The 23971-nt window shown below is 65.2% G+C and carries 26 protein-coding genes, 1 tRNA gene and 1 pseudogene; 13 read left to right on the top strand and 15 right to left on the bottom strand.

Translation table 11 applies throughout. From position 1 onward, the window contains the following. The first annotated feature begins 15 nt into the window (after positions 1 to 15). The 3 genes from MKK51_RS06260 (at position 16) to MKK51_RS06270 (ending at position 4746) form a co-directional block, all read left to right on the top strand. The gene (locus MKK51_RS06260) at positions 16 to 1731 is read left to right on the top strand and encodes a fructose-specific PTS transporter subunit EIIC (protein WP_243975710.1); all 1716 of its coding nucleotides are present in this window, start codon (positions 16 to 18) and stop codon (positions 1729 to 1731) included. Positions 1732 to 1882: 151 nt separating this feature from the next. Further along, positions 1883 to 3361 carry a carbohydrate porin gene (locus MKK51_RS06265; protein WP_243975712.1) on the top strand — a complete coding sequence of 493 codons (1479 nt, stop codon included), beginning with the start codon at positions 1883 to 1885 and terminating at the stop codon, positions 3359 to 3361. Positions 3362 to 3513: 152 nt separating this feature from the next. Then, on the top strand, positions 3514 to 4746 hold the full coding sequence (locus tag MKK51_RS06270; RefSeq protein WP_243975714.1) for a diguanylate cyclase: 1233 nt from the start codon (positions 3514 to 3516) through the stop codon (positions 4744 to 4746). 172 nt (positions 4747 to 4918) lie between these two features. Here MKK51_RS06270 and MKK51_RS06275 read toward each other — a convergent pair whose 3' ends face one another. Further along, positions 4919 to 5242 (bottom strand): hypothetical protein, encoded by a 324-nt coding sequence (locus MKK51_RS06275; protein WP_243975716.1) that lies wholly within the window; start codon positions 5240 to 5242, stop codon positions 4919 to 4921. A 600-nt stretch (positions 5243 to 5842) separates the two neighbouring features. Between MKK51_RS06275 and MKK51_RS06280 the strand changes: the two genes are divergently transcribed. The 4 genes and pseudogenes from MKK51_RS06280 to MKK51_RS06295 form a co-directional block, all read left to right on the top strand. Further along, positions 5843 to 6067: a hypothetical protein gene (locus MKK51_RS06280; RefSeq protein WP_243975718.1), complete on the top strand. Its 225-nt coding sequence runs from the start codon at positions 5843 to 5845 to the stop codon at positions 6065 to 6067. Positions 6068 to 6232: 165 nt separating this feature from the next. Continuing rightward, complete coding sequence (locus tag MKK51_RS06285; RefSeq protein ID WP_243975720.1) at positions 6233 to 6463, top strand: hypothetical protein; 231 nt, start codon at positions 6233 to 6235, stop codon at positions 6461 to 6463. A gap of 178 nt (positions 6464 to 6641) precedes the next feature. After that, on the top strand, positions 6642 to 6857 hold the full coding sequence (locus MKK51_RS06290) for a hypothetical protein (protein ID WP_243975722.1): 216 nt from the start codon (positions 6642 to 6644) through the stop codon (positions 6855 to 6857). Positions 6858 to 7516: 659 nt separating this feature from the next. Further along, positions 7517 to 7873: pseudogene (locus tag MKK51_RS06295) on the top strand (FkbM family methyltransferase); the annotation flags it as partial. A 929-nt stretch (positions 7874 to 8802) separates the two neighbouring features. On the opposite strand, the gene MKK51_RS06300 reads toward MKK51_RS06295, so the two are convergent. The 10 genes from MKK51_RS06300 to MKK51_RS06340 all read right to left on the bottom strand — a co-directional run bounded on the left by MKK51_RS06300 (position 8803) and on the right by MKK51_RS06340 (position 13509). Beyond that, on the bottom strand, positions 8803 to 9012 hold the full coding sequence (locus MKK51_RS06300; protein ID WP_243975724.1) for a hypothetical protein: 210 nt from the start codon (positions 9010 to 9012) through the stop codon (positions 8803 to 8805). 52 nt (positions 9013 to 9064) lie between these two features. After that, entirely contained in the window at positions 9065 to 9445 is a 381-nt protein-coding gene (locus tag MKK51_RS06305; RefSeq protein WP_243975725.1) for a hypothetical protein, read from the bottom strand. A 176-nt stretch (positions 9446 to 9621) separates the two neighbouring features. Continuing rightward, positions 9622 to 9744, bottom strand: coding sequence for a hypothetical protein (locus MKK51_RS27145; RefSeq protein ID WP_279601000.1), 123 nt, complete (start codon positions 9742 to 9744; stop codon positions 9622 to 9624). Then, on the bottom strand, positions 9741 to 10580 hold the full coding sequence (locus tag MKK51_RS06310) for an ATP-grasp domain-containing protein (protein ID WP_243975726.1): 840 nt from the start codon (positions 10578 to 10580) through the stop codon (positions 9741 to 9743). Before MKK51_RS06310 ends, MKK51_RS27145 begins: the two co-directional genes overlap by 4 nt. Positions 10581 to 10599: 19 nt before the next feature. Next, positions 10600 to 11040: a hypothetical protein gene (locus MKK51_RS06315; protein WP_243975727.1), complete on the bottom strand. Its 441-nt coding sequence runs from the start codon at positions 11038 to 11040 to the stop codon at positions 10600 to 10602. A 51-nt stretch (positions 11041 to 11091) separates the two neighbouring features. Beyond that, positions 11092 to 11667 carry a J domain-containing protein gene (locus tag MKK51_RS06320; RefSeq protein WP_243975728.1) on the bottom strand — a complete coding sequence of 192 codons (576 nt, stop codon included), beginning with the start codon at positions 11665 to 11667 and terminating at the stop codon, positions 11092 to 11094. Next, the gene (locus MKK51_RS06325; RefSeq protein WP_243975729.1) at positions 11664 to 12131 is read right to left on the bottom strand and encodes a hypothetical protein; all 468 of its coding nucleotides are present in this window, start codon (positions 12129 to 12131) and stop codon (positions 11664 to 11666) included. The genes MKK51_RS06320 and MKK51_RS06325 overlap by 4 nt, the downstream gene beginning before the upstream one ends. 88 nt (positions 12132 to 12219) lie before the next feature. Next, entirely contained in the window at positions 12220 to 12687 is a 468-nt protein-coding gene (locus MKK51_RS06330) for a hypothetical protein (RefSeq protein WP_243975730.1), read from the bottom strand. Between the two features lie 3 nt (positions 12688 to 12690). Beyond that, positions 12691 to 13059: a hypothetical protein gene (locus MKK51_RS06335; protein WP_243975731.1), complete on the bottom strand. Its 369-nt coding sequence runs from the start codon at positions 13057 to 13059 to the stop codon at positions 12691 to 12693. Positions 13060 to 13433: 374 nt separating this feature from the next. Next, positions 13434 to 13509, bottom strand: a tRNA-Thr gene (locus tag MKK51_RS06340). A gap of 202 nt (positions 13510 to 13711) precedes the next feature. Between MKK51_RS06340 and MKK51_RS06345 the strand changes: the two genes are divergently transcribed. The 3 genes from MKK51_RS06345 (at position 13712) to MKK51_RS06355 (ending at position 15357) form a co-directional block, all read left to right on the top strand. Further along, positions 13712 to 14179 (top strand): TerB family tellurite resistance protein, encoded by a 468-nt coding sequence (locus tag MKK51_RS06345; protein ID WP_243975732.1) that lies wholly within the window; start codon positions 13712 to 13714, stop codon positions 14177 to 14179. A gap of 69 nt (positions 14180 to 14248) precedes the next feature. Then, complete coding sequence (locus MKK51_RS06350) at positions 14249 to 14644, top strand: CidA/LrgA family protein (RefSeq protein ID WP_243975733.1); 396 nt, start codon at positions 14249 to 14251, stop codon at positions 14642 to 14644. Further along, complete coding sequence (locus MKK51_RS06355; RefSeq protein WP_243975734.1) at positions 14641 to 15357, top strand: LrgB family protein; 717 nt, start codon at positions 14641 to 14643, stop codon at positions 15355 to 15357. The genes MKK51_RS06350 and MKK51_RS06355 overlap by 4 nt, the downstream gene beginning before the upstream one ends. A 10-nt stretch (positions 15358 to 15367) precedes the next feature. Here the strand turns inward: MKK51_RS06355 and MKK51_RS06360 are convergent, their stop codons facing one another. Continuing rightward, positions 15368 to 17485 (bottom strand): ABC transporter ATP-binding protein/permease, encoded by a 2118-nt coding sequence (locus tag MKK51_RS06360; protein ID WP_243975736.1) that lies wholly within the window; start codon positions 17483 to 17485, stop codon positions 15368 to 15370. A 142-nt stretch (positions 17486 to 17627) separates the two neighbouring features. Beyond that, positions 17628 to 18002 carry a hypothetical protein gene (locus tag MKK51_RS06365; protein ID WP_409565629.1) on the bottom strand — a complete coding sequence of 125 codons (375 nt, stop codon included), beginning with the start codon at positions 18000 to 18002 and terminating at the stop codon, positions 17628 to 17630. A 246-nt stretch (positions 18003 to 18248) separates the two neighbouring features. On the opposite strand from MKK51_RS06365, the gene MKK51_RS06370 reads away from it, so the two are divergent. Beyond that, positions 18249 to 18974 (top strand): hypothetical protein, encoded by a 726-nt coding sequence (locus MKK51_RS06370; protein ID WP_243975737.1) that lies wholly within the window; start codon positions 18249 to 18251, stop codon positions 18972 to 18974. A 159-nt stretch (positions 18975 to 19133) separates the two neighbouring features. On the opposite strand, the gene groL is transcribed toward MKK51_RS06370, so the two are convergent. Continuing rightward, the gene (gene groL / locus MKK51_RS06375; protein ID WP_243975738.1) at positions 19134 to 20777 is read right to left on the bottom strand and encodes a chaperonin GroEL; all 1644 of its coding nucleotides are present in this window, start codon (positions 20775 to 20777) and stop codon (positions 19134 to 19136) included. A 99-nt stretch (positions 20778 to 20876) separates the two neighbouring features. Beyond that, positions 20877 to 21164, bottom strand: a complete 288-nt coding sequence (groES, locus tag MKK51_RS06380) for a co-chaperone GroES (protein WP_018042554.1) — start codon at positions 21162 to 21164, stop codon at positions 20877 to 20879. Between the two features lie 214 nt (positions 21165 to 21378). On the opposite strand from groES, the gene MKK51_RS06385 reads away from it, so the two are divergent. After that, positions 21379 to 22380, top strand: a complete 1002-nt coding sequence (locus MKK51_RS06385) for a magnesium transporter CorA family protein (protein ID WP_243975739.1) — start codon at positions 21379 to 21381, stop codon at positions 22378 to 22380. A 102-nt stretch (positions 22381 to 22482) separates the two neighbouring features. Continuing rightward, positions 22483 to 23931: a lipopolysaccharide biosynthesis protein gene (locus tag MKK51_RS06390; protein WP_243975740.1), complete on the top strand. Its 1449-nt coding sequence runs from the start codon at positions 22483 to 22485 to the stop codon at positions 23929 to 23931. The last annotated feature ends 40 nt before the right edge of the window (positions 23932 to 23971 follow it).

Genomic DNA, 23971 nt, shown 5'->3' on the forward strand with positions numbered 1-23971 from the left:
CAGGCGGAGGAAACCATGGCCCAGTTGTTGGCCGTCGTCGGGGGCGGCGATCTCGGCACCCATGCGGTGCTGGCGGGCGAGGCCCTGCGCAAGGCCGCCGCGCGCGTCGGACAGGCCCTCGACCTCGAACTCAGGGGCAAGGGCGTCGGTGGCCATCCGTTGTCCGAATCCACCATCGCCCGGGGCGACTCCGTCCTGCTGATCGGGGAGGGCGATCTCGGGGAGGGTCGCTTCGGCACCATGCGCCGGGTCAGGATCGGGATCGAGGACGTGCTGACCGACGCCGAATCGGTGCTCGGTCGCTTCCTGGCGGCCGGCGGCGCCGTGCCGGACGCACCGAAGGCCGGCGGCAAGACGCGGATCGTCGCCATCACCTCCTGCCCCACCGGCATCGCCCACACCTTCATGGCGGCGGAAGGCATCCAGGCCGCCGCGCAGGCGCTGGGCCACGAGGTGAGGGTGGAGACGCAAGGTTCCGTGGGCGCCCGCGACGCGCTCACCGCCGACGAGATCGCCGCCGCCGACATCGTCCTCATCGCCGCCGATACCGGGGTCGATCGCTCGCGTTTTTCCGGCAAGCGGCTCTACGCCACCAACACCAAGGCGGCGATCCGCGACGGCAAGGGTCTGATCGCCACGGCTCTCGCCGAGGCGCAGGTCCAGGCGGACGTGACCGTGAAGGATGATGGCCCGGCCCGGCCCGCCGCCGCCGAGAGCAGGGCCGGCGCCTACAAGCACCTGATGACCGGCGTCTCCTTCATGCTGCCCTTCGTGGTGGCGGGCGGCCTCCTCATCGCGCTGGCCTTCGCCGTCGGCGGCATCGACGCGATGAAGCCGGATCATGCCGGCGGCCTCGGCTACGCGCTGGGCGAGATCGGCGCCAAAGCGGCCTTCGCGCTCATCGTCCCGGCTCTGGCCGGCTATATCGCCTATTCCATCGCCGACCGGCCCGGCATCGCGCCGGGCATGATCGGCGGCATGCTGGCGGCCAACCTCCAGGCGGGCTTCCTCGGCGGCATCGCGGCGGGCTTCATCGCCGGCTACGCCACGCGCTTCCTCAATCGCCATATCCGGCTGCACAAGAATCTCGAAGGCCTGAAACCCGTCCTGATCCTGCCGCTGCTCGTCACCTCCATCACCGGCCTGATGATGATCTACGTGGTGGGCGTGCCCGTCGCCGCGATCCTCGCCGGGCTCACCGACTGGCTGAAGGGCATGCAGGGGGCGAGCGCCCTCGTCCTCGGGCTCATCCTCGGCGGGATGATGGCCGTCGACATGGGCGGCCCGATCAACAAGGCCGCCTATGCCTCGGCCGCGGCCCTCCTTTCGTCCGGCGTCGATGCTCCGATGGCGGCGGTGATGCTCGGCGGCATGACGCCTCCCCTCGGGATCGCGCTGGCCACACGGCTGTTCCCGAACCGGTTCTCGCAACCCGAGCGCGAGGCCGGGGGCGCGGCGGCCGTGCTCGGCGCCGCCTTCATCACGGAGGGCGCGATCCCCTTCGCGGCGGCCGACCCCCTGCGGGTGATCCCCTCCATGGTCGCGGGCTCGGCCTTGGCGGGCGCCATTGCCCTTACCGCGGGCGTGACCCTCAAAGTGCCCCATGGCGGCCTGTTCGTGCTGCCGATCCCCAACGCCGTCACCAACCTGCCATGGGCCGTGATCGCCCTCGTCGCCGGGACCCTCGTCACGGGCCTGATGGTGGGGCTGCTGAAGAAGCGGACGGCGTGAGCGCGCGATACGCGCCGAAGCCACAGGGGCGGTCGCACCCGATCCGCAACACCTGATTCGGCAGGACGACATCCGCCACGGCGGTCAGCACCACCCACCCGGCACAAAGACCGGCCACGCGAACACTACGGATGCTTCGAGGGGACGACAGATGGGCAAGAGATCGAGAGTGGCCGCCATCGGCCTGAGTTTGGCGACACTGGCGCTCGGATCGGAGGCGCGGGCACGGGATGCGGCGGCGGCCGGGATCGGCCTGCCCGACACCGGCCCAAGCTCCGCCCTGCGCTCGCCCGCCCGTACGGACGGCCAGGACATCACCGGCGCCGAAAGCGCGGCCGGCGCGGCCGATACCCTCGGGCAGAGCGCGACCCCGGCGACCCTGCCGGTGGGCGTGTTCGACATCGGCCATGGAATCACGTTGAGCGCCAACTACACGGGACAGGCGGCCGCGAACCCGATCGGCGGCATCCGCCAGGGCTCCGCCTTTGCCGGCCAGCTGTTCTTCGGCATCGACGGCGACCTCAACCGCCTCGCCGGGATCGAGGGCGGCTCGTTCCACATCGCGGTCACAAACCGCCACGGCCGCAACCTCGCCGACGATGCCATCGGCAACAACACCTCGGTCCAGGAAATCTTCGGCGGCGGCCAGACCACGCGGCTGACCCTGCTCAGCTACCAGCAGAAGCTGTTCGACAACCGGGTCGACATCGAGTTCGGGCGGCTCGTCGCCAACATCGCCTTCCTCAACTCGCCGATCTATTGCAATTTTCAGACGAATTCCGCCTGCGGAAACCCGACCTTCGTGTTCAAGACCTCGAACTTCACCTTCTGGCCGGTGGCGAGCTGGGGCGCCCATGCCAAGGCTTGGCTCACCGACACGGTGTTCGTCCATGGCGGCGTCTATGAGGTGAATCCGCTGCACCAGCAGCCCGGCGACAACGGCCTCGATGTCTCCACCAAGGGCGCCACCGGCGCGATCATGCCGTTCGAGCTCGGTTATTCCACCACCTTCGCCAACGATCGCCTGCCGCGCAACTACGGCATCGGCGGCTGGTACGACGCGTCCGACTATGCCGATCCGATGCGCGACGTCACCGGCCGGCCGGCGGTCCTCACCGGTCTTCCCCTCGGCACCCGGTTCGGACGCTCGGGCATCTATGCCCGGTTCGACCAGATGGTCTGGCGCCCCGACCCCACCGCTCCCCAGGGGCTGACCCTGTTCGGCGTCGCCATGGCCGGCACGTCGGGGCGCCTCAACGAGGATTACTTCCTCGAGATCGGCGCGCTCCAGACCGGCACCTTCGCCAGCCGGCCGTTCGATACGGTGGGCTTCGTCATCAACACGCAGGCGTTCAGCGACCTCGCCCTGCAGAACATACAATTGGCGCAGGCCTCACTCGGGATCGACCGCAGGATCCCGCGCCAGCAGGTGATGATGGAGCTCAATTACGGCATCCAGGTCACGCCTGCGATCCGCCTGACGCCGAACCTGCAATACATCGTCAACCCGGACCAGACTCGCTTCCCCTTCTACCGCAAGAACATTCCCGATGCCGTCGTCGTCGGCGCCAAATTGTCTGTCGATCTCTTCACCTTGGCCGGTCTGGCGAGCGGCCCCGGCTCCGACTGATGCGGCCCTCCGATCGGCCGCATCTCGCCGAGATGCGGCCGAACCGGCAAACGGAGCGGTGGAGGAGCGGTGGCGGACTTTGCGTTTATGGTGCTCTCAATTTATGAGGGAACCAGGCGATTGAACGAACCGCGCCGGAGCGTTGTGAGCTGATGCCCTCGTCCATCGAGGTCGGATTGAGCCGGCCCTGGCATCGCCTTCGCCTGCCGCAGCACCTGGAAGCTCAGTATCATGCCGAGGATGTGCCTCCGCGTGGTCTCTACATGCAGTCCTGGCTTCTGGTCTTCGTCGTTTTCAATATCATCTCGTTGAAGATCGACCTCGATCTGTTCGGTCGCGACGCGATCGCCGTGCCCGCCGGGTTGACGCTCGGTGTCTTCATTCCCCTCGCGTTGGGTTGGGTCGTGTTGCTGCGCGGGCGGCCGTCCCTGCGGCGGCAGGGAGCGGCCGCGACGGTCACGGCGCTCGTGGATATGGCGATCATCCTCAACAGCGCCAGGATCGTGCCCCAGGAGCACGCCGATACCTACCTCATCCTCGCCGCCATCGTTCCCCTCGTCGTGGGAATGATCTCGCCCTTGTCGTTCCGCAACAGCCTGTGGTTCTGCGGCCTGGCCTTCCTTCTCTATGTGGGCTTCGTCTTCGTCTCCGGCTTAGGGCCCGACGGGCATACGGGCGTGCCCCTCCTCGTGGCGGCGCTCATCCTGGTGCCGATCAAGCTGGCCTATTCGCGAGAATGGGACAGGAAGAAGACGTTCCTCCTCGGTCTGAGAGAGAGGAAACAGGCGCACGAACTGGCCCTGGCCTGTGCCCGCCTGACCGTCCTTTCGGGGACCGACCCTCTCACCGGTGCCGCCAACCGCCGGCTCTTCACCGAGCAGCTCGACGAGCATTGGGCCCTCGCCGCGACCCGACACGAATGGTTCGGCGTGCTCCTCGTGGATATCGACCATTTCAAGCGCCTCAACGACACGGCCGGCCATGCGGAGGGCGACGGCTGCCTGGTGAGCGTCGCCGACGCCCTGAAACGCGATCTCGCCCGATGGGGCGGCCTCGTCTGCCGCTACGGCGGCGAGGAGTTCGCCGCCTTCGTTCCCGGGGCTACGGCGGAGACGATCGGCGATGTGGGCGAAAGCCTGCGGTTGGCGGTGAGTGAGCTCGCGATTCCGCATCCCGGTCTGCCGGATGGCGGTGTCGTCACCGTGAGCATCGGCGTGACCGCGGCCCACGGCGCGACACGGCATGTGGGCCTCACCTCGCCGCACTTGCTTCGTGCCGCGGACGCAGCGCTCTACGCCGCGAAGAGGTCGGGCCGAAACCGGGTGGAATTCCAAGCCGTGATCCCACCGGCGAATTCGAGCCGGGCGACAGAGCACGCGGCCTGAACCGTCGCGTCCTATGGGGCAGGACAGGAAGACCGGCACCCCCGACGAATGTTTCCGGAATGCTCCGCGAATCGGCTGCCTGATCCGCCCTTATGGAAGTGGCGAGCACCTCGTGACTTCGCGGCGCAGTCGCTGGTCCCCCTCGAACACCGTCGAAACGCTTCGCAACCGCTCATTCCACGGGCACGACCTTCAACTGCAGGAACTGAACGTTCCGGAAGTCCGCCGGCGGTATGGCGATCTCGTCGTGCTTCCCGCCGCCCTTCGGACGGCAGAACAGGAAGCCTCCCATCATTCTGGCCTTGAAGAAGCTTCCCTTCCTCAAGGTCATCTTGCCGCCGCGCGGGTTGATCGCCTCGATATCGCTGACGATCACGACCTCGTCCTGCGGCCTGAAATCCGCGTTGAACAACTCCGGATTGATGCCGTCTTTCCAGTCTTCCATGACGATGACGATGCTCTCTGACAGGGGGAAGCGGAAGGCGCGACGGACCACCTATCATGCGTCTTTAACCGCGTCGTCACTCGCCCTCTGTGCTCCGCGACCTGTCGATCGTCGGCAAAACCGGGACCTGCGTCAACGCCGGCTCAGGTCGGCCACCGTCGCGGAATCGGCATACGACCTTCATCGGGGAATAGCCTGTCCGCCATCGCGCGCGACGGCAGGTGCACGTCCATGAGCCGGAACGTGTCTTTGAGAACGAAGGAACCGTCCCGTCGGAACGCGTCGTCGACGACAGGGACCAAACTGCGACAAATTGTCAGACAAAACCCGAAAACCCAAATTATTACGGCCTCTTGGCGAGCTTGACCATGCGAACATCAACTTTCGCCAATCTTTGCCGCTTCCAAGGTGAGTATGCTGTCTCACGCCCTCTGCAAGAACCGCCTCGACGCGGCGACATCAAGATCCGACCAGTCCGCCACGATTTGTCACGAGGGATCGCGTCGCCCACAGAGGTGGGTTGACGCACTTTCCCGGCTGGCTAGTCTAATATTATCAAGCAAGGGAGTTACCGTTAAAGACTAAACGAAGCAGAATCCGAATTGTATCGACAGGCCATGCTGCCTCTCAGACAACAAAGGATGGCACGACATGTCTCAGATCCATTCTCAGAACGACAATCTCGCGGCATTGCGCGAATTGAGCGAAGGCGAGATCCACGCCGTCAGCGGAGGGTTGCTCTCGCTTGGGCTCGATATCCAAGGCCAGTCGGCCCTTGATGTGCTCACGCACTGGAAAGACGGACTGATTGTCGAACAGATTTCGCAATATCAGTCTGTTTCGAGCGGACGGTTCTCCATCGGTCTGGATGTCTGACCTCATCCGCGTCCGTGACGCGTGGTGGCGGCCTGCCACCACGCGCATTGCTGCCGGGCGAGACGCGAAGGTTAAAACCGTCAAGGGTGAGCGCGTGCCATGGCACCGATCCTCGCAGGACAACCATCCCGCTGACCGACAACAGGGATCGCACGGAGGAGTATGATGCGCGAGCTACGCAAGCACGAAATCGAGCGTGTCAGCGGTGGAAGCTCGGTCTCGCTCACCCTGACCGCCGACAACTTCTATCAATCCCTGTCGGTCTTCAAAAACGGCCTGCTGGTCGAGTATGACTGGAGCAATCTGTGGGTCTGGACACAGAGCCTGACCACACCTGCAGGCACGACAACGAACATCGACGTTTCCTTTACCTCTTACGCATGGAAAGCGTCGTAACATCGCAAGAGTAAAATCGGATCGAACGGAAGCCTGGAGCGCTTCCGCGAAACTTTCCAAGCCGGAAGACGATGGTATGGGCGATAGACGGGCGTGGAGCGGCGATCAGGATTACGTCGCCTGAGGGCTTAGGGCGATCCGGGCGACCATCGGGTGGTGCGCCACGTTCTGTCAGGCGATGTTCTCGGTGATCTTCCACCTTGCCGGCATGCCGATGTGGTTCACGAACATCGACGCCAACTCGCTCTGGATCCTGATGAGCGCGATCTCCGGCGTCCTGCATATCGTGGCGCCTAGCGCTGTCGATGGGGTGGTGCCGCGGCGCAACCGCTTCGTTCTCGGCATGGGCACGGGCGTGGCCGTGATGGAGATCTGCATCGTACTGTGGACCTGACCGGACATCTCCGACTACGTCGAGGCCAGCCGGTTCGTCCTTGAGGATACCGCCTCGTGGTTCCTTGGGCTGATTGATCGAGCGTCAGCCGGAATGCGGGGGCGGTTTGGATAGCCCCCCGCCCGACGCGCTACCGCGCCTGTCGGTTGTCCTGAGAGCACGGAATGGCCTCGTTCAACTTCGGCTGGGCGGGGCGTTTTTCGTTGGGCAAGAAAACGACAATTGATCCGCGCTAAACAGAGATATTTTTCTACTCGCAAAAGTTGACTCGCGCACTAAATTGCATAATGTGCTCACCGCCGGGTCCGGCTATTTGCTAGGGTAATTCGCAATGAAGTCTCAGGCAGAACTTTCTGATTTAGATTTCACTCCATCTATTATATTTGATGTCGGCGCAAATCGCGGCAGCACTGTTGCACATACAAAAAAATATTTCCAAATGCAGTAATTCATGCCTTCGAGCCTGTTTCTGGAGCGTTTAGCGGTCTCTACGACTGATTCAAGGAGGACAAAGGTGTCGTCCTAAACCAAATGGCCCTTAATAATGTCAGAGGAAAGGTTCTGATGAGGGCAGCGCCGGGCAGCTTCATCAATAGAATTATAAAAAAGTCCCCGAGAAAACACCTTCCGAGCATGTTGAGGGAGAGACCGGCGATCATTACTGCCGCGAACGGGCGATCGCATACATTGATTCCCTGAAAATCGACGCTGAAGGCGCGGATCTGAAGGTCCTTCAGGGGTTCGAAGATATGCTCGATGCTAAAAAGATTAATTTTGTGCAAGTCGAAGGCGCGACCGATCCATCTAATAGAGTTCATATTGAGCTGCAACGGTTTATGGCCTTTATGTTCAAGAAAGGCTATGGGCTTTATGGTCTGTACGATATCCATCGCGACCCAAAGCTTAAAAACGAGAAAATTAAGAACGCGTCGTGCTGCAACGCGTTGTTCAAAATTTCTCGCCCGGTCGAAGTGGCTGACCAGGGGGCAGAGGAGCTAGAGGAACAGGATGTCTGATAAATAGACAGAAAGTCTATCTACCGCTTAAACATTTTAAACTGCCCGGCTCACGCCGCGGCGGCTTGTCGTTTGCGATCGAATCAGCTTCGGGGCGTAAATCCGCACCTGGCGAGCAGCGCCAGGGCAGCAAGAAACCATGGGATCTCATAGATGATCCCCACAAGCGCAAAGCTGATGTAGCCGAACGTGGTCGAGATCATGATCGCTACGACATACGGGTTCAGCGCTCGGCTCCCCTCCACGGTTTCCCACATCTTATGTTCAAAGCTCGCCCCGCTTGGTCATGAAACAGACGGTTCGTCGAAACGCGCAAGATAATACGAATGCAACCTTGCGCGAGCACGACGCTACCCATACAAGCCCGGGAAAATAGCGATAAGAGAAATTTAATGCAGTCCGCAATGATGAGAGTGATTGATCGTCTCATAAATTCTGCATCAGACATCTTGTTGGCTCGATGGCCGGGACGGAAGCTGAGAAAAATAGATGGCGACATTGCAAGATTAGAGCGCATGATCGGCAAAGAAATAATGATGAGTAATCCTAACCAGGGGTGCATTGATGAATATAATACATTACTTAATAAACGCAAGCTAGACCGGGAAAAGCTATTATCTAAGAAATAGAGATGATCTGCCTCCATCCGGATGGCTTGGCTGCGGTGAGCGCCGCAAGTGCAAGCCGAAATCCGGTGCGGGGGAGGGAGGGAACGCCTCGTTAGGGTTCACCAAACGCCTCCGTCTGCGCCCTAGCGATCACCTTCGCCATCTCCACCGCCTCGGACTTCATAAACCCGCTTGGTACTCTGCCGGCGGATCGGCTCGTCCTCGAAATACGAATAGGATAGGTGCGTCCCCACCGCGTCCAGCACGGCGATGGCGTCGCCTACCTCTGTGATGCGGAGGGGGAAGCGGATCGTAGGGTGCTCAGAAGCTGCCACTCAGCGGCTCTGGAACATCGTTCGCGTGGTCCTCTGGCAGCGTCCCGCCCTTCAGCATGTCGTCCAATCGGGAAAGCAGGTCGAGGAGTTCGAGCTTGGCGTCGTTCGAGACTCCGGCCTCGTTTACGCGGCGCCGAACGGTGTCCCTGACATCGGCCAAAGCCTCGATGTAGCCCTCGTCACGTTCGGTGCTCATGGTCGGGTTCCTGGCTGAGCCCGCGAGGACATAGGGCACGCATTCCGGCCGCCTACCTTTTCACCGCCCAGATCGGCACGGCCCCCGTCGGCCGGCCCGGCACATCCCGGAAGCACCGGGTCCGTTCGAACCGGATGAAGTCCGCCTCAACCTTCGACACGAGGTCGCCGCTCAGGACCATGGCCCCGCAAAAATCGGAGCGGATCACGCCGAGGGAAGGATACACACCGAAGAGCTGCATCGTCGTCCAGCCGTGCCGGCCGGCCTCGTCGGCGTGTTTGTGGGGGAAATCCAGGGACGCGGCATGAACGGCCTGCCAGCCGGCTGGCGTCATCCCAGGGCACGGGACCACGCTCGGCTTCATGTCGAGGAACGCCTCGCGCCAGGCCTGCGGGCTACTCGGTTCAGTCTTGAAGACTGGTGATGGTGACATGGCCACGGAATAGGGGAGGGCGAGCCCGGTCGCTACGCCCGGAGCGTCACAGGCGGCGGCTCAGCAGCATCACCCGATAAGCCCGAACAAGAACCCGAGCGCGATGGTCACCGCCATGATGACAGCAAGCGCGATGCCGTAGCCGGGATTTGGGCCAAGGCCTTTTGTCCAGCGGCTCACCTCTCCCTCTCCCGCTTCTCGGCCAGCGCGCGCAAGGCCTCGGCGTAGAGGCCAACCTGATCCTTGGGGATGTAGGCGCCTCTCTCCGTCATCGTGGCGCGGAAGTCGGTGGGGGTCATGCTATCTCATCTTCACCGTCATACTCGCGCTGCGCTGAGCGGCTGACCGCCTTGACGATCGCCCGCGTGTCGCAGGCATAGAGCCCAGACGTAGAGAAGGAATTGAGTTCGACCACCTTCGCTTTCGTGCGGCCTTCGAGCAGGGCGATGTCGCACACAGAGACCCGATCCGGCTGCCAAGGGTTCCGGGTGACGCGTACGGCCATCTCCTGACAAATCGGCAGGACGTCCATGCGCACATCCAGACGATCATTCCAGCGATACTGCGAGCCTGTGACGACCGCCCCGTCAACGATTACGAACCGGAACTCCCCTTCGATTTCTCTAGGCTTTGCGACCACGCAGAGGGCGTCCACGGGCAAAGCGCTCTTCTGGTGGATCGTCTCCACCTCGGCGTCCCACGTCTCGCGGGTCATTACGAAACCGGTGAACGCCTTGGTGACAGCCTCCGGTTTGAGAAAGAAGGCTTCGCCCAGGCCGTCGCATCCGCGCCGCAGAACCTCGCCATAAGGCAGCAGGATGAAGTCGTCGTTGAGCATGAGATCGCCGAGGTTGCCGGCGGTCGCCATGTATCCGAGCTTCTCGTACCGGGCGTATGGGCCGGGGATGAGATGGGGCTGGGCCTTGGTGACCGCTCGGACAAACTGATGCGTGCCATAAGCGACGACTGGCGCGTCCTTCACCTCAGGAACCTGTGACGGGTGCTTTGGGTCGAAATCGACGACGTGGACCGGATACCCGAGCTCGCGGCAAGCCTCCTCAATTGTCGGTTGGCCGATGTTACGGCGGTACTGCGTGAGTCGAACGTCGCAGAGCCACGTCACAGGATTGGTCATCGCCGCTATCTGCCTCCGCTCACCCACGGTCAGTCTCCGTCTTTCGTGAGCCCGAGACCTGCGCCGGGGAGGGGGATAACGAGGCCAGCTCCGCGAGGTCAGATTGCAGCCGGGCCCATATACGCGGCGAGCGGCGTTCCAGATCCGCCAATCCAGTGCCGATGCCATCCTCCGGCAGCACGACGGTTCCGCCCTTCATCAGATGGGCTCGCAGCCTCGCGATATCGGGCTCCGAGGCATGGATGAACTCGACCTCTGACGACCTGTTGTCGGAGAAGAACGCGGCCGGCCTCATCGTCGGTTCGCGCTTCGTCGGAATGCCGACGGCGTTCGGCTCGCCGCGCATCTCCTTGGCCTGGCCGCCGAGGCCCTTGCGGAGGAGGTTGTCGCCGAAAACGAACAACGTGTCCGGCTCAGCGCGAAGCATGGCGCGCGTGATGCGCTCATCATATCGGATCATCGCCGTCCCGCTCCCAAGAGGTCGTTCGTGCATCCCGCGAGGGAGAGGGGGCTACCCATTGGACCGCTCCTTCAGACCTTCGGCACGAGCGCGGTTGAGATCAGCCATCGTCGCATCAGAGCCGCCGGCCATGTCGGCGTGGCGCTCGCGGGCGAGGCGCTTGAAGGCCTCCTCGATGTCCGCGATGGTGGCGCGCTGCTCGACGCGTAGGACCTGACACCAGGATGCGCGGGCGGGCGACGGCAGGGCGCGCAGGCCCTGGAACGAAGCCCGCACCAGCGCGAGGGTCCCGTGGCGCAGCTCGGTCCGGCGTGCCTCAATCACGTTGTGGATCGCCTGCAGGTTCGCCGCCGGCGAGACGTACCGGTCGACGGGTGTGCAAAACTGCACGCCGTCCCAGGTGAACCAGACCGCGACGCCCGGATCCTCGGGCTTCTGGACGCCGAGGGTCACGTTCGACGACAGGACGATTCCAGTCACCGGCTTGCCGCTGTCACGGCCGAACGCCTTGAGACTGGTTTCGACGTTGTCGAGGGCGCCGGCGAGGGCGGTGCGGAACTGACCGGTCTCGCGCTTCGTCGCGCGCGGGATGTGGTCGGACCTTGTGAGCGGGTAGGCCGTCGTCATGCGGATGCTCCCTCGATCAGCGCACGTCGGATGCACGGCACCGCACGGCCCTCGCCTGTCCGAAGCTCGTTCTCGATGGCACCCTTCTCACGAAGCCCGGTGAGCGCCGCACCGACCCGCAGGCCGGTCTCCGTCGCGACGCGCTCCCGAAAGCCGATAAGCTCGACCCAATCGGCGGGCGCGTGCTCCAGCACGGCGCGCTCCTCGTGCGTGAAGACGGGCGGCACGTTGAGCGCGACGATCGCGGCCTCAAGGTTCGCGACCTGGGCGCCGTCTACGCACCACAGGCGCTCAAACGACACGCCGGCCTTCTTGAGCGCGGGGCCCTTGTAGATCCGGTCGATGCAGGACAGCCGCGGGATGGTGGTGTGCTGCATCGGCCAGCCGGAGCCGTCCGGCCCATAGTTTATGTGGCCGTTCTCGATGAACTGGCCGGCGAGCACATCGTCGAGGGTGATCGTCATGCTGCTGACTCCCAATGATCGATCTCGTATTCGCGGGCGATCGGCCGGGCGGCGTCCTCGTCCCAAGCGTAGGCCTCGTCTCCGAACTCTATACCGTTGCCCTCCAGGAAGGCGCGGTGTGCCTCGGCTGCAAGCTGCAGCGATCTGCGGGCGGTGAGACGGCCAGAGGCGGCGATCTCCAGGGCCATCGCAACGATGATTTGGCGCGCGTCATGCTGCGGCCTCCTCGGTGGTGGACTTCTTCCGAGGCGGCTTTTTCCACGGTGTACCCGTGGCGCTCCAGGCATTGCTGCATCTGAGCCAGCGCAACGAAATCCAGATCGCTGGCATCGTCGGCGCGTACACCGGTGTTGCGCCCGACAATGACGACCTGTGACCAGTCGGCGTGAGCCAGGGATATGACGAAACCGGCCCCGAAGTTCAGTCGTCGATCGTACCGCTCATAATGCGGGGTGTAGACCTGCATGGCATCGGCGATGCGCTCGCCGACCCGGCCGCTCTTTCGGATGTCGTCGGTGTGATCGTTGTAGAGAACGGCGACTGTGTTGAAGCCCATGGCTCAAAGCCCTCCGGTATGAGTTGCGGGGAGGGAGGCGACGGAACGCGCGATCGACAGCAGCACGTCGCGGAATGCGTGCGGGGTGGCCTCGCGGATCCTCGTCTTGTCCTTGCCGCCGATCATCGCGGCCATGCCGATGCGCCGGGCCTTCGCGTAGCCGTAGCGCTCCAGGGCGATGGGATGCAGGCGCTGCTCGGCCGGTCCCCATGTCAGGTTCGGCAGATCGGTCCCGACGGCGTAGAGCCACGTCGGCTTGCGCGAGAAGTGCCCGTAGTGTCCCTGTTCGACGTCGCAGGTCCATCCGCCGTGCATGTCGGCAGCGACCATCCACCAGACCGCGGCGGGCGGTTCAGATTGAACGCGGCCCATGCGTGGCTCTCGGCCGGATGCTCCAGAACTCCGCCCCAGCGTCGCACGGAAGCCAGCGCCGCGGCGAAGCACCCGTCGTCTTCGCCCTTTTCATACTGATGCGGCTTGCGGGTGCTGCCGTGCCAGAACTGGCCCCACGGCCGGCAGGGGGAATGGCAGACCACCGGATGCGGGCCGGCATAGGTCCGGGCGTCGCGCGCCTGGACCCAGACATCGACGCCGGGAAGGTTCGCGTAGCAGCCATCGGGCTGGACGTAGAGGGCGGCGATGGTGGGGGGCGAAAATGAACCTGTAACAGGTTCGCGGCGAGGGCTTTGGGTTCTAGCGAACCTCTGAGCACCCTCTAAAACCGTCAGCTAACTGCTTGAAATGAATGGTGCCGCAAGAGGGATTCGAACCCCCGACCCCCTCATTACGAATGAGGTGCTCTACCAGCTGAGCTATTGCGGCGAGATCCGTGGTGTGACGCTGAGTGACGCGCCGGATCGTTGCGGGTTCATATCCGTCCGATCGTCCGATGGCAAGGCGGTGCGCGGCGTCTTCCTGATGCAACTGTGCCACGCACCGCGCCTCCCGGTCCCTCGGCCCCCCGTGCCGCCTTGACGCGGGGCGGTGCGGCTTCGAAGGCTCGCGGCGTCTCTCAGGAACCGCCATGTCCCTCATCGCCCGCTTGCGTGCCTATGCCGCCGACGCGTTCGGCCTGTCCGCGAGCCCGGACGAGGCGGGGGCGGTCGACGAGCGTCTGGCGGCCATCGCCCTACTCGTCCATGTGGCGCGGGTGGACGGCGTCCTCGACGCGGCCGAGTCGGAGCGGCTGTGCCGCCTCGTCGAGGGACGCTATGCCGGTAACCGCGAGCAGGCCGAGGCGCTCATCGCCCGCGCGGCCAGCGTCGATTCGCAGACCCGCGACATGGCGCTGCTGGTGGAGATGATGGGCCACGAATTCGGGGAGTCGGAGCGGGCGCGGCTGCTGTCGATGGCCTGGTCCGTGGCGGGGGCCGATGGCACCGTTCATGAATTCGAGGAGGCGCTGGTCTGGCGGCTCGGCCGCCTGCTCCGGTTCGACGACACGGCGATCCGCCTCGCGCGCGCCGGCTCCGAGACCGGAGCCGTATCGTAGGGCGGACTTGCATGCGCGATCCCCGGACCCGGCGGTTCGCATCAGGCGTGGCGGAAGGATCGTGGCGCGATGATCGTCAGCTTCACGCTGATCCTCCTGGCCCAGCTCGTCGGTGAGGCCCTGGCACGGGGAGCGGCGCTTCCGGTGCCCGGCCCCGTCATCGGGATGGCGCTCCTTCTTCTCTTCATGATGGCTCGCGACCGGTCACGCGGCCAAGCGGACCGCATCCTCGCCGCACCCCTCGTGGACGGTACCCTGGAACGCTCCGGAAAGGGGCTGCTCGCCCATCTCTCGCTGATGTTCATCCCGGCGGGTGCCGGGATCGTCGGCCGGCTCGACGTGCTCGAAGCCCATGGCGTGGCCCTCGCCTGCGTCATCGTCGTCTCGACGCTGGCCACCCTGACGGTGACGGCGCTCACCTTCGTGGCCGTGAAGCGCTGGGTCGCCCCGGAGGACCGGACATGACCGGCGAGTTCGCCCTCTGGGTCTATCTCTCGCGCACGCCCCTGCTGTGGCTGACCGTGACTCTTCTGGTCTACGCGGTGGCCGACCGCATCGCCACGGCGACGAACCGACATCCCCTCGCCAATCCCGTCGTGGTCGCCATCATCCTGATGGCGTGCGTCCTCAAGCTCACGGGGACGCCCTATCCGACCTATTTCGAGGGCGCGCAGTTCGTCCACTTCCTGCTGGGGCCGGCGACCGTGGCCCTGGCCATCCCGCTCTACGAGTACCGTGCCACGGTGCTCCGCTCGCTGGCGCCGATGCTGGCGGCCCTCCTCGTCGGCTCGGTGGTGGCGCTGATCTCGGCGACGACCCTGGGGACCGCGTTGGGCATCCCGCACGACGTCATCGTCGCCTCGGTGCCGAAGTCGGTGACCACCGGCGTCGCCATGGGCATCGCCCAGAATCTCGGCGGCGATCCGACCCTGGCGGCGGTGCTGGTGATGCTCACCGGCATGACCGGCGGCATCCTCGTCACCCCGCTGATGAACCTGCTTCGCATCAAGGACATGCGCGCGCGGGGCTTCGCGGCGGGTCTCGCGGCCCATGGCGTCGGGACGGCGAGGGCGTTCCAGGTGAACGAGGTGGCCGGCGCCTTCGCCGGCATCGCTCTCGGCCTCAACGCCTTCATCACCGCGATCCTGGCGCCGCTCGCGGTGACGTTCCTGCGCTGACGCTGGCGCCCTACTTGGCGCCCACGGCGTCGGGGAGTTCCGTCGGCGTGAAGCGCCCGTCCTGGCCCGGCTTCATGTCGATGCGCGTGTCGTGGAGGGCGTGCAGCGTCGAGCGATGGCCGATGGAGACGATGGTGGTCCCCGGCAGGCGCTCGCGCAACATGCGGTAGATGCCGGCCTCGCTCGGCTCGTCGAGGGCGGCGGTGGATTCGTCGAGGAAGAGCCAGGAGGGCTTCGCCAGCACGGCGCGGGCGATGGCGAGACGCTGCTGCTCGCCGCCCGACAGGCGCTGATCCCAGGCATCGACCTCGTCGAGCCGGTCGGCGAGTTGCGGCAGCTGCGCGGCGACCAGGGCCTCGCGGATCGCCTCGTCGGAAAACTGGTCGGTGGTGCTCGGATAGACCACGGCGCCGCGCAGGGTCCCGAGGGGAATGTAGGGCCGCTGCGGCAGCACCAGCGCGGACTGGCCCTCCGGCACGTCGACCCGGCCCTTGCCGAACGGCCAGATGCCGGCGATCGCGCGGAACAGGGTCGACTTCCCGGACCCGGTCGGACCGGTCAGCAGCGTCGCCGCGCCCTTGTTGAGGGTGAACGTATCGGTGGTGACGATCTCGCGGCCGTCCGGCAGGGCGAGGGTCAGGCCCGAAGCGGTGACGTTCGGACCTGAACCACTGCCCTGGACGAGGCCGTATCCGGCACCGGAGAGCGCTTCCGCCTTCGTGATCGCCCGGTTGAAGGAGGCGAGACGGTTCGTATTAGCCTTGTAGGACGCGATCGTGATGTAGGCATTGATGAAGAAGGACAGGGAGTCCTGCACGCTTCCGAACGCGCTCGCCGTCTGCTGAAGGCCGCCGAGGGTGATCTTCTTCGCGAAGAAGGACGGGGCCGCCAGGACGAGCGGGAAGACCGCACTGGCCTGGCGGTAGCTGAAGGTCAGCGCGATCAGTTTGATCCGGCGGAAAATGATGTCGATGTAGTTCTCGACGATGGACTGGAAGAAGGTGCGCAGGCGGACGATCTCGGCACGCTCGCCCGCCAGAAGGGCGATCTGCTCGCTGTAGATACGGTTTCTCGCGAGTGAGAACCGGAAGTCGGCCTCCACCTTCTCCTGGCGGAAGTCGAGCCCGATCAGCGGCTTGCCGACCAGATGCGTCAGCCAGGTTCCGACCACCGCGTAGGCGATGACGAGCCAGACCAGGAAGCCCGGAACGATCGTATCCTCGGTGAAGGGAAGGATGAAATCGCGCGACAGGGTCCACAGGATGACGAGGAACGAGACGAGTTGCGCCGCTTGCGAGAGAAGCCGGATCGATAGGCTCGCCGTCTGCTGGATGAACAGGTTCACGTCGCTCTGAATGCGCTGATCCGGATTGTCCGCATGCTCATCCGTGAACGGGATCCTGTAATGCGTGCCGTTGCCGAGCCAGCGCTGATAGAAGCTGCGCGTCAGCCAGGTTCTCCAGCGGATATGCAGGGAGGAATCGACGTAGAGATCGAACATGCCGAGCACGATGTTGATCACGGCAAGCGGAATGAAGATCCATACGATCTGGTGCCAGAAGACCGCCGCGTTGTATTCCTGCAGGGAATTATACATGTCGCGGTAGTAGAAATTGAACCGCAGCGTCAGCGCAACGTCGAGGAAGTTGACGAAAATAGAGAGCGCCACGAGGCGCTGGCCGATACGACCTTCGGTATTGCCGAACCAGCAGAACATCTTGATTTCCCGCGTCGGCTCGTCGCGGTTCGTGAAATAAGGATCGGTGATGCGCGTGATCGCTCGGATCGGCTCGAGGAAGGACACCGCGAAGACGATGAGGGCGAACACCACGGCTGCGGTCGCCGCAAAGGCCGGTGGCAGGAGCGCCGCCACCGTCGCCGGCAGGAGGTTCGCGGTCGCCAGGGCCTTCGAGCCGGCCAGCAGAACGTACCCGGCCGCGTAGACCGAGATGAACACCTTCAGATAGGCGGAGATGTCGCGCGAAGCGATGAGGATCGCCGCCATGGCGAAGCCGGCCAGCGAAACGTACAGAGGCGGCGACAATTCACCGGGCAACACCAGCAACAGGAGGGCGAAGAGCGCCGTGATGGCGGCCTGCAGGCCGAGGCCTGTCCTGAGTACGGCCACGGGCGTCTCCTCAAGTCGGTGATTCAAATGTGCGAATGGGTCTTCGCCCGCCGGATCGGGACCGGATCGTGACGGCGGCAGTGACGGCCGGTCGTGGCGAGATCGTGGCGGGGGCGGTCGCAGCAGGATGCGTCAGATCGGATCAGGGCCAATCCCAATCGCCGTAATCCGGCTCGCGACATCGGTAGCCGACCGGGCATTCCGGATTGTCGCGGGTGGGGACGAAGCGGAGTTCCGCGATTTCCGTCATCCCGCACAGGCTGCGGTCGCTGACGAACCGTTCCGTCCGGCCCGGCTGCTCCGCCCTGCCGGGCTTCTCCGCCTTGCCCGCGGGCGACGACAGGACCGCCGACCCGTCCCGCTTCACGAGCGCCATCGCATCCGCACAGACCATCCGCATGGTAGAGGGGGGTGCTTGAGCACTGGCCGGGGCTGCGATGGTGACGCAGACGGCGAAGGCGAGGCGTCTCGTCACGATGGCACGGATAACTGGCTTGTTTCTCACAAGCTTGAGCATGGCAGTTTTGGTGAGGGACGGGAAGGGCTTGCCGTTTGCTTGCCCTATTCGCGGAGTCTATCCACCACTATCGATGGCGCCGAGACAGAATAGTCACAGGCCTGTCCTGTCCAAAGCCGGCTTGGCGGGCGCAGCAGCGTCCGCTCGTCGAACGGGGCCGGGCTTGCTCAAGTCGCGGACCAGTGAAGCGACCGCCGCCGCTGCAAGACCGGCTCCGCCCCAGGGGGAGCCTCACGGGAGACGACGATGACCGCGGGCATCGAAGACGGGGGTGCGGGGAGAACCGATCAGGGAGCGCCGTCGCCGGCCGAGCCGGAGCCCTCGGTCAGGTCGGGCCGTGCCCTGGTGCTTCCCCTCTCGCTCGCCATGGGCTGGGGCGCTCTTCTCGGCTACAGCACCGTTCTGCTCACCGACGACCCGCCGGCGCGCCCGGAGATCGGCACGATCCAGGCGGCGTTCAACGAGCCGGGTCCGTTCGAGGATCGTGCGGGTGGGTCGCGCTCGCCCCGAGGCAGCGCGCCCTGGTCCGATGTGGGTATCGGCGCCGGTCCGTCGGGCCGGGACGCCACGGTCGCCCCGCCGGTCCAGCCGGGCGTCCGCCCCGTCGCCCTCCGGCAGGATCCCGAGGTGGCACCCCGTGCCGACGCGCTCACCGCCGCGTCGCCCCCCGTCGAGCCGGCCGCCTATGTTGGATTGTGGGGGCCCAACGAGAGCGCATGCCGCCGGGGCGCGCGGAGGCGGGGATACATTCCGGCACGGATCACCGAGAGCGGCGCCCGGGCCGGCAACACCGTGTGCACCTTCCGCGACGGGCGGCGCATCGGCGCGAACTGGAGCGTGTCGGCATCCTGCAGCGACGGCGGCCGGCGCTGGTCGTCCCAGGTGAAGCTGCTGGTCGACGGCAACCGCCTGACATGGTCGAGCGCCAAGGGCGACGCATCCTACATCCGATGTCATGGCCGCGCGGGATAGGCGCGGGCGGGATCGCGGATCGCGGCGGTCCGTTCCCTCGATCTCATCACCTCCGGCAGAATCCTGCCCACAACGAGAAAGGGCCGTCTTGCGACGACCCTTTCCGCCCTCGCGACGACCGCCGCGAGAGCATCCGTTCCGGGGGAGAGCCTGGACTTCTTAGAAGTCCATGCCGCCCATGCCGCCGCCGCCCGGCATCTGGGGGGCGCCGCTGTCCTTCTTGGGAGCGTCGGCGATCATGGCCTCGGTGGTGACGAGGAGGCCGGCGATGGAGGAGGCGTCCTGCAGGGCGGTACGCACGACCTTGGCCGGGTCGACGATGCCGGCCTGGATCATGTCGACGTACTCTTCGGTCTGGGCGTTGAAGCCGAAGGTGATCGAAGAGGTGTTGTCGGTGATCTTGCCGACCACGATCGAGCCTTCGACGCCGGAGTTGGCGGCGATCTGACGGATCGGGGCTTCGAGGGCCTTCAGCACGATCTTGATGCCGGCCTGGACGTCCGGGTTGTCGCTCTGGAGAGCGCGGACGGCCTCACGGGCGCGGAGCAGGGCGGTGCCGCCGCCGGGGACGATGCCCTCTTCCACCGCAGCGCGGGTGGCGTTGAGCGCGTCGTCGACGCGGTCCTTCTTCTCCTTGACCTCGACCTCGGTCGCGCCGCCGACGCGGATGACCGCGACGCCGCCGGCGAGCTTGGCCAGGCGCTCCTGGAGCTTCTCACGGTCGTAGTCCGAGGTGGTCTCCTCGATCTGCGCCTTGATCTGGCCGACGCGGGCTTCGATGTCCGCCTTCTCGCCGAGACCGTCGATGATCGTGGTGGTCTCCTTCTCGATGCGGATGCGCTTGGCGCGGCCGAGCATCGGCAGGGTGACGTTCTCGAGCTTGATGCCGAGATCCTCGGCGATCATCTGACCCTGGGTCAGGATCGCGATGTCCTCGAGCATGGCCTTGCGGCGATCGCCGAAGCCCGGAGCCTTGACGGCCGCGACCTTGAGGCCACCGCGCAGCTTGTTGACGACGAGCGTGGCGAGAGCCTCACCCTCGATGTCCTCGGCGATGATGACGAGCGGCTTGCCGGTCTGCACCACGGCCTCGAGCACCGGCAGCATCGCCTGGAGCGACGAGAGCTTCTTCTCGTGGATGAGGATGTAGGGATCCTCGAGCTCGGCGACCATCTTCTCCGCGTTGGTGATGAAGTACGGGGAGAGGTAGCCGCGGTCGAACTGCATGCCCTCGACGACGTCGAGCTCGGTCTCGGCGGTCTTGGCTTCCTCGACGGTGATGACACCCTCGTTGCCGACCTTCTGCATGGCGTGGGCGATCATCTCGCCGATTTCCTTGTCGCCATTGGCCGAGATGGTACCGACCTGGGCGACTTCCTCAGACGAGGCGACCTTCTTGGCGCGGCTCGTGATGTCCTTCACGGCGGCGGTGGTGGCGAGGTCGATGCCGCGCTTCAGGTCCATCGGGTTCATGCCGGCGGCGACGTACTTGGCGCCTTCACGGACGATGGCCTGGGCCAGGACGGTGGCGGTGGTGGTGCCGTCGCCGGCGATGTCGTTGGTCTTCGAGGCCACTTCGCGCACCATCTGGGCGCCCATGTTCTCGAACTTGTCGGAGAGCTCGATCTCCTTGGCGACGGTGACGCCGTCCTTGGTGATCCGGGGAGCGCCGAAGCTCTTCTCGATGACGACGTTGCGGCCCTTGGGGCCGAGCGTGACCTTCACTGCATCGGCGAGAATGTCGACGCCGCGGAGCATCTTCTCGCGGGCATCGGAGCCGAAGCGTACTTCTTTCGCTGCCATGTTCAAATCCTCATGAGGTTCGAAGCCCTGAGGCGCTCACCGAAGGGCGCGCTCGAAGGGCTCGGATGGGAAGAAGGAAGAGGGGGGACGTCGCTGTCTTTAAGCGACGACGCCCATGATGTCGGATTCCTTCATGATCAGGAGGTCCTGACCGTCGATCTTGACTTCGGTGCCGGACCACTTGCCGAACAGCACGCGGTCGCCGGCCTTCACGTCGAGGGGGTTCACGCGGCCGGCCTCGTCACGGGCGCCCGGGCCGACGGCGACGATCTCGCCCTCTTGCGGCTTCTCTTTCGCGGTATCGGGGATGATGATGCCCCCCTTGGTCTTCTCTTCGCCTTCGATACGGCGGACGACGACACGGTCGTGCAGCGGACGGAACTTCATGAGCTGCCCTCTTGCTTCGAATTCATGGATGGCGTTGATGCGGCCGAAGGGCTCGCCCAACCCAGGCTGTTAGCACTCCCGAGCGATGAGTGCCAAAGCAAGGGCGGAGGTAGGCTCATGACCCTTGCGAGTCAAGACGCGGACCACGCGTCATGCCGCGTTCCCGCAGCATGTTCTGCTCTTCGGTCGCTGACAGACGGATGACAATCACCCCATGATCAGCCTCCAGGGACCGCAGGGCGCGGTCGAACATTCCGGCGCGGCCACGGGCGGCGGCGTGCCGAGCCACGCGATCTGGATCGATCTGAACGATCCGAGCACCGAGGAAGCGGAGCATATCGAGGCGGCCACCGGCCTGCGCGTGCCTTCGCGCAAGGCCCTGAGCGAGGTCGAGAATTCGAGCCGGCTGCGGCGGCTCAAGAACGGGCTCTCGCTCTCCACCCCGATGATCACCTTCGACAAGGTCGATTCACAGCTGACCCCGCTCGGCTTCGTCCTGACCCCGGACCGGCTCATCACCGTGCGCTTCAACGAGTTGCGTGCCTTCGAGGAGGTCAAGAAGCGCATCGGTGAGGGCGACGGGGATTGCCGGACCGGCACCGAGATCTTCCTGCTCCTGGTGGAGGAGCTGGTGGACAGCCTCGCCGACGCCCTGGAGGAGATGGGCGCCGACCTCGACGCGCTCTCCACCCGGATCTTCGATTTCGACGTAAGGGCAGGGGGCGTCGCCGGCGATTCCGGTAAGACGCCGCGCCGGCGCGATCTGGCGCTGCGCCGAATCCTCCGCAGCGTCGGCCGGCGGGGCAAGGCGCTGGGCAAGATCCGCTCGAGCCTGCTCGGTCTCGAACGCATCCTCCCCTTCGTCGCCGGCGAATGCGAGCACCTCCTCGGCGCCACTGAGATGCCGCGCTTCGAGACCCTGCGCCGGGACATCGCCTCCCTCGACGAATTCGAGATCCGCCTGTCGGAGAACGTGCAGTTCCTCCTCGACGCCACCCTCGGCCTCATCAACATCGAACAGAACAACACCTTCCGCGTGCTGACCGTCGTGTCGGTGGTGGGAGTTCCGCCGACCCTGATCGCCTCGATGTACGGCATGAACTTCAAGCACATGCCGGAACTCGACTGGGCCTATGGCTATCCTTATGGTCTGTCACTGATCGTCATCAGCGCGATCGTTCCCATCGTCTTCTTCAAGCTGCGCGGATGGTTCTGACGCGGGGCCGACCGGACGGGGTCGGGATTTAGGAGAATCTTTGCCGGCCGGCGCGCAAGGATCGGGAGCAGAGCCGGGCATCCGGCGACCAGAGTCGACCGCATGGCCGTGATCGTCGCCTTCATCCTCAATGCCGGGCTCAATTTCGGCCTCGGCCTGCTCCTGGCCAAACTCATGGGGCCGGCGGATTTCGGCCTGTTCGGGCTGGCCACCACCGGCGCCGTCGTCCTCAACACCCTGGTCTTCGAGTGGCTGCGGCTGTCGGCCACCCGGTTCTATTCCAACCGTGTCCGGCGCGAGGAACCCTGGATCCGCCACGGGCTGGATCGGGCCTACGCCGTCCTCGCCGTCCTCCTTCTGGTCGCGTCCGCCCTCTGCGCCGTCATCGGCGCGACGGTGGAGATGAACACGCAGGGCCGCTTCGCCATCGCGGCGGGGGCGGGGCTGGCCGCCTTCGGCATCGGCCTGTTCGATTATCACGCGGCCCTGACGCGGGCGCGCTTCGACGGCGGCCTCTACCTGAAGCTCACCCTCATCAAGAACGGCTTCTCCTTCCTGCTCATGGCGGGGGCGGCCTGGCTGTTTCCACAACCGCTCTGGGTCCTCGTCGCCTGCGGGCTCAGCCAGTTCCTTCCCGTCGTCGTACTGCGCAAGCCTCTCCTCGATCCGAAGGTGCCCATCGTCCGTGTCCGCATGGGCGAGACCTGGCGGCTGTTTCGCGCCTACGGGCTGCCGCTGATCGCCGCGAACGCGATCTACCAGATCACGCCGTTCCTCAACCGCAGCGCCATCGCCATGTGGTTCGGACTGGCGGAGGCCGGCTACTTCACCCTCGCCGCCGATGTCGCCACCCGCAGCCTCAGCATGGTCGGGACGGCGCTGGACCTCATCCTGTTCCAGCTCGCCGTGCGGGTGGACGAGCACGAGGGCCATGTGGCGGCCGAGGCCCAGATCGGCCGCAACGCGGCCATCGTGGTGGCGCTGATGGTGCCCTGCGCCGGCGGGCTCTGGGCGGTGCTTCCGGCGATCCAGGGGCTCGTCGTTCCGGAGGCCTATCGCGGCCCCTTCGCCCTCTACGCGTTGATCCTCATCCCCGGCCTGCTCTGCGGCACGCTGCTCAATTTCGGCCTCAACCCGATCTTCCAGATCCGCCGCAAGACGGTGCCGGTCATCGCCGCCGCGATCGTCGGCCTCGCCGTGAACGCCGCCTGCCTGTTCGTCCTGCCCGCGCATTTCGGGGCTCCCGGAATCGCCATGGCGCAGAGCGCCGGACTCGTCGCCTCGACCCTGTGGCTGGCGATCCGGGCTCTGACCGGACCGCAGCGCCTGCGGATCGACTGGTGGGACGTCTTCGCCGCCTGCACCTCCACCCTGGCGATGATGGCCTGCCTGACGCCGTTCCGGCACCTAGACCCGGCCGTGGCCCTCGCCATCTGCCTGCCCCTCGGCGTGCTGGTCTATGCCCTGCTCGTGGCCCTGTTCGACATCGCCGGATTGCGCGCCCTCGCCGCCGCCTATCTCCGGCAGCGCACCGTCACCCCGACCGCCTGAGACGGGCGCGCGGCTTGAAAGCAGGGCCTGCCTTCCCGCA

The organism is Methylobacterium sp. E-045, assembly GCF_022829685.1.
Classification (GTDB): Bacteria; Pseudomonadota; Alphaproteobacteria; order Rhizobiales; family Beijerinckiaceae; genus Methylobacterium.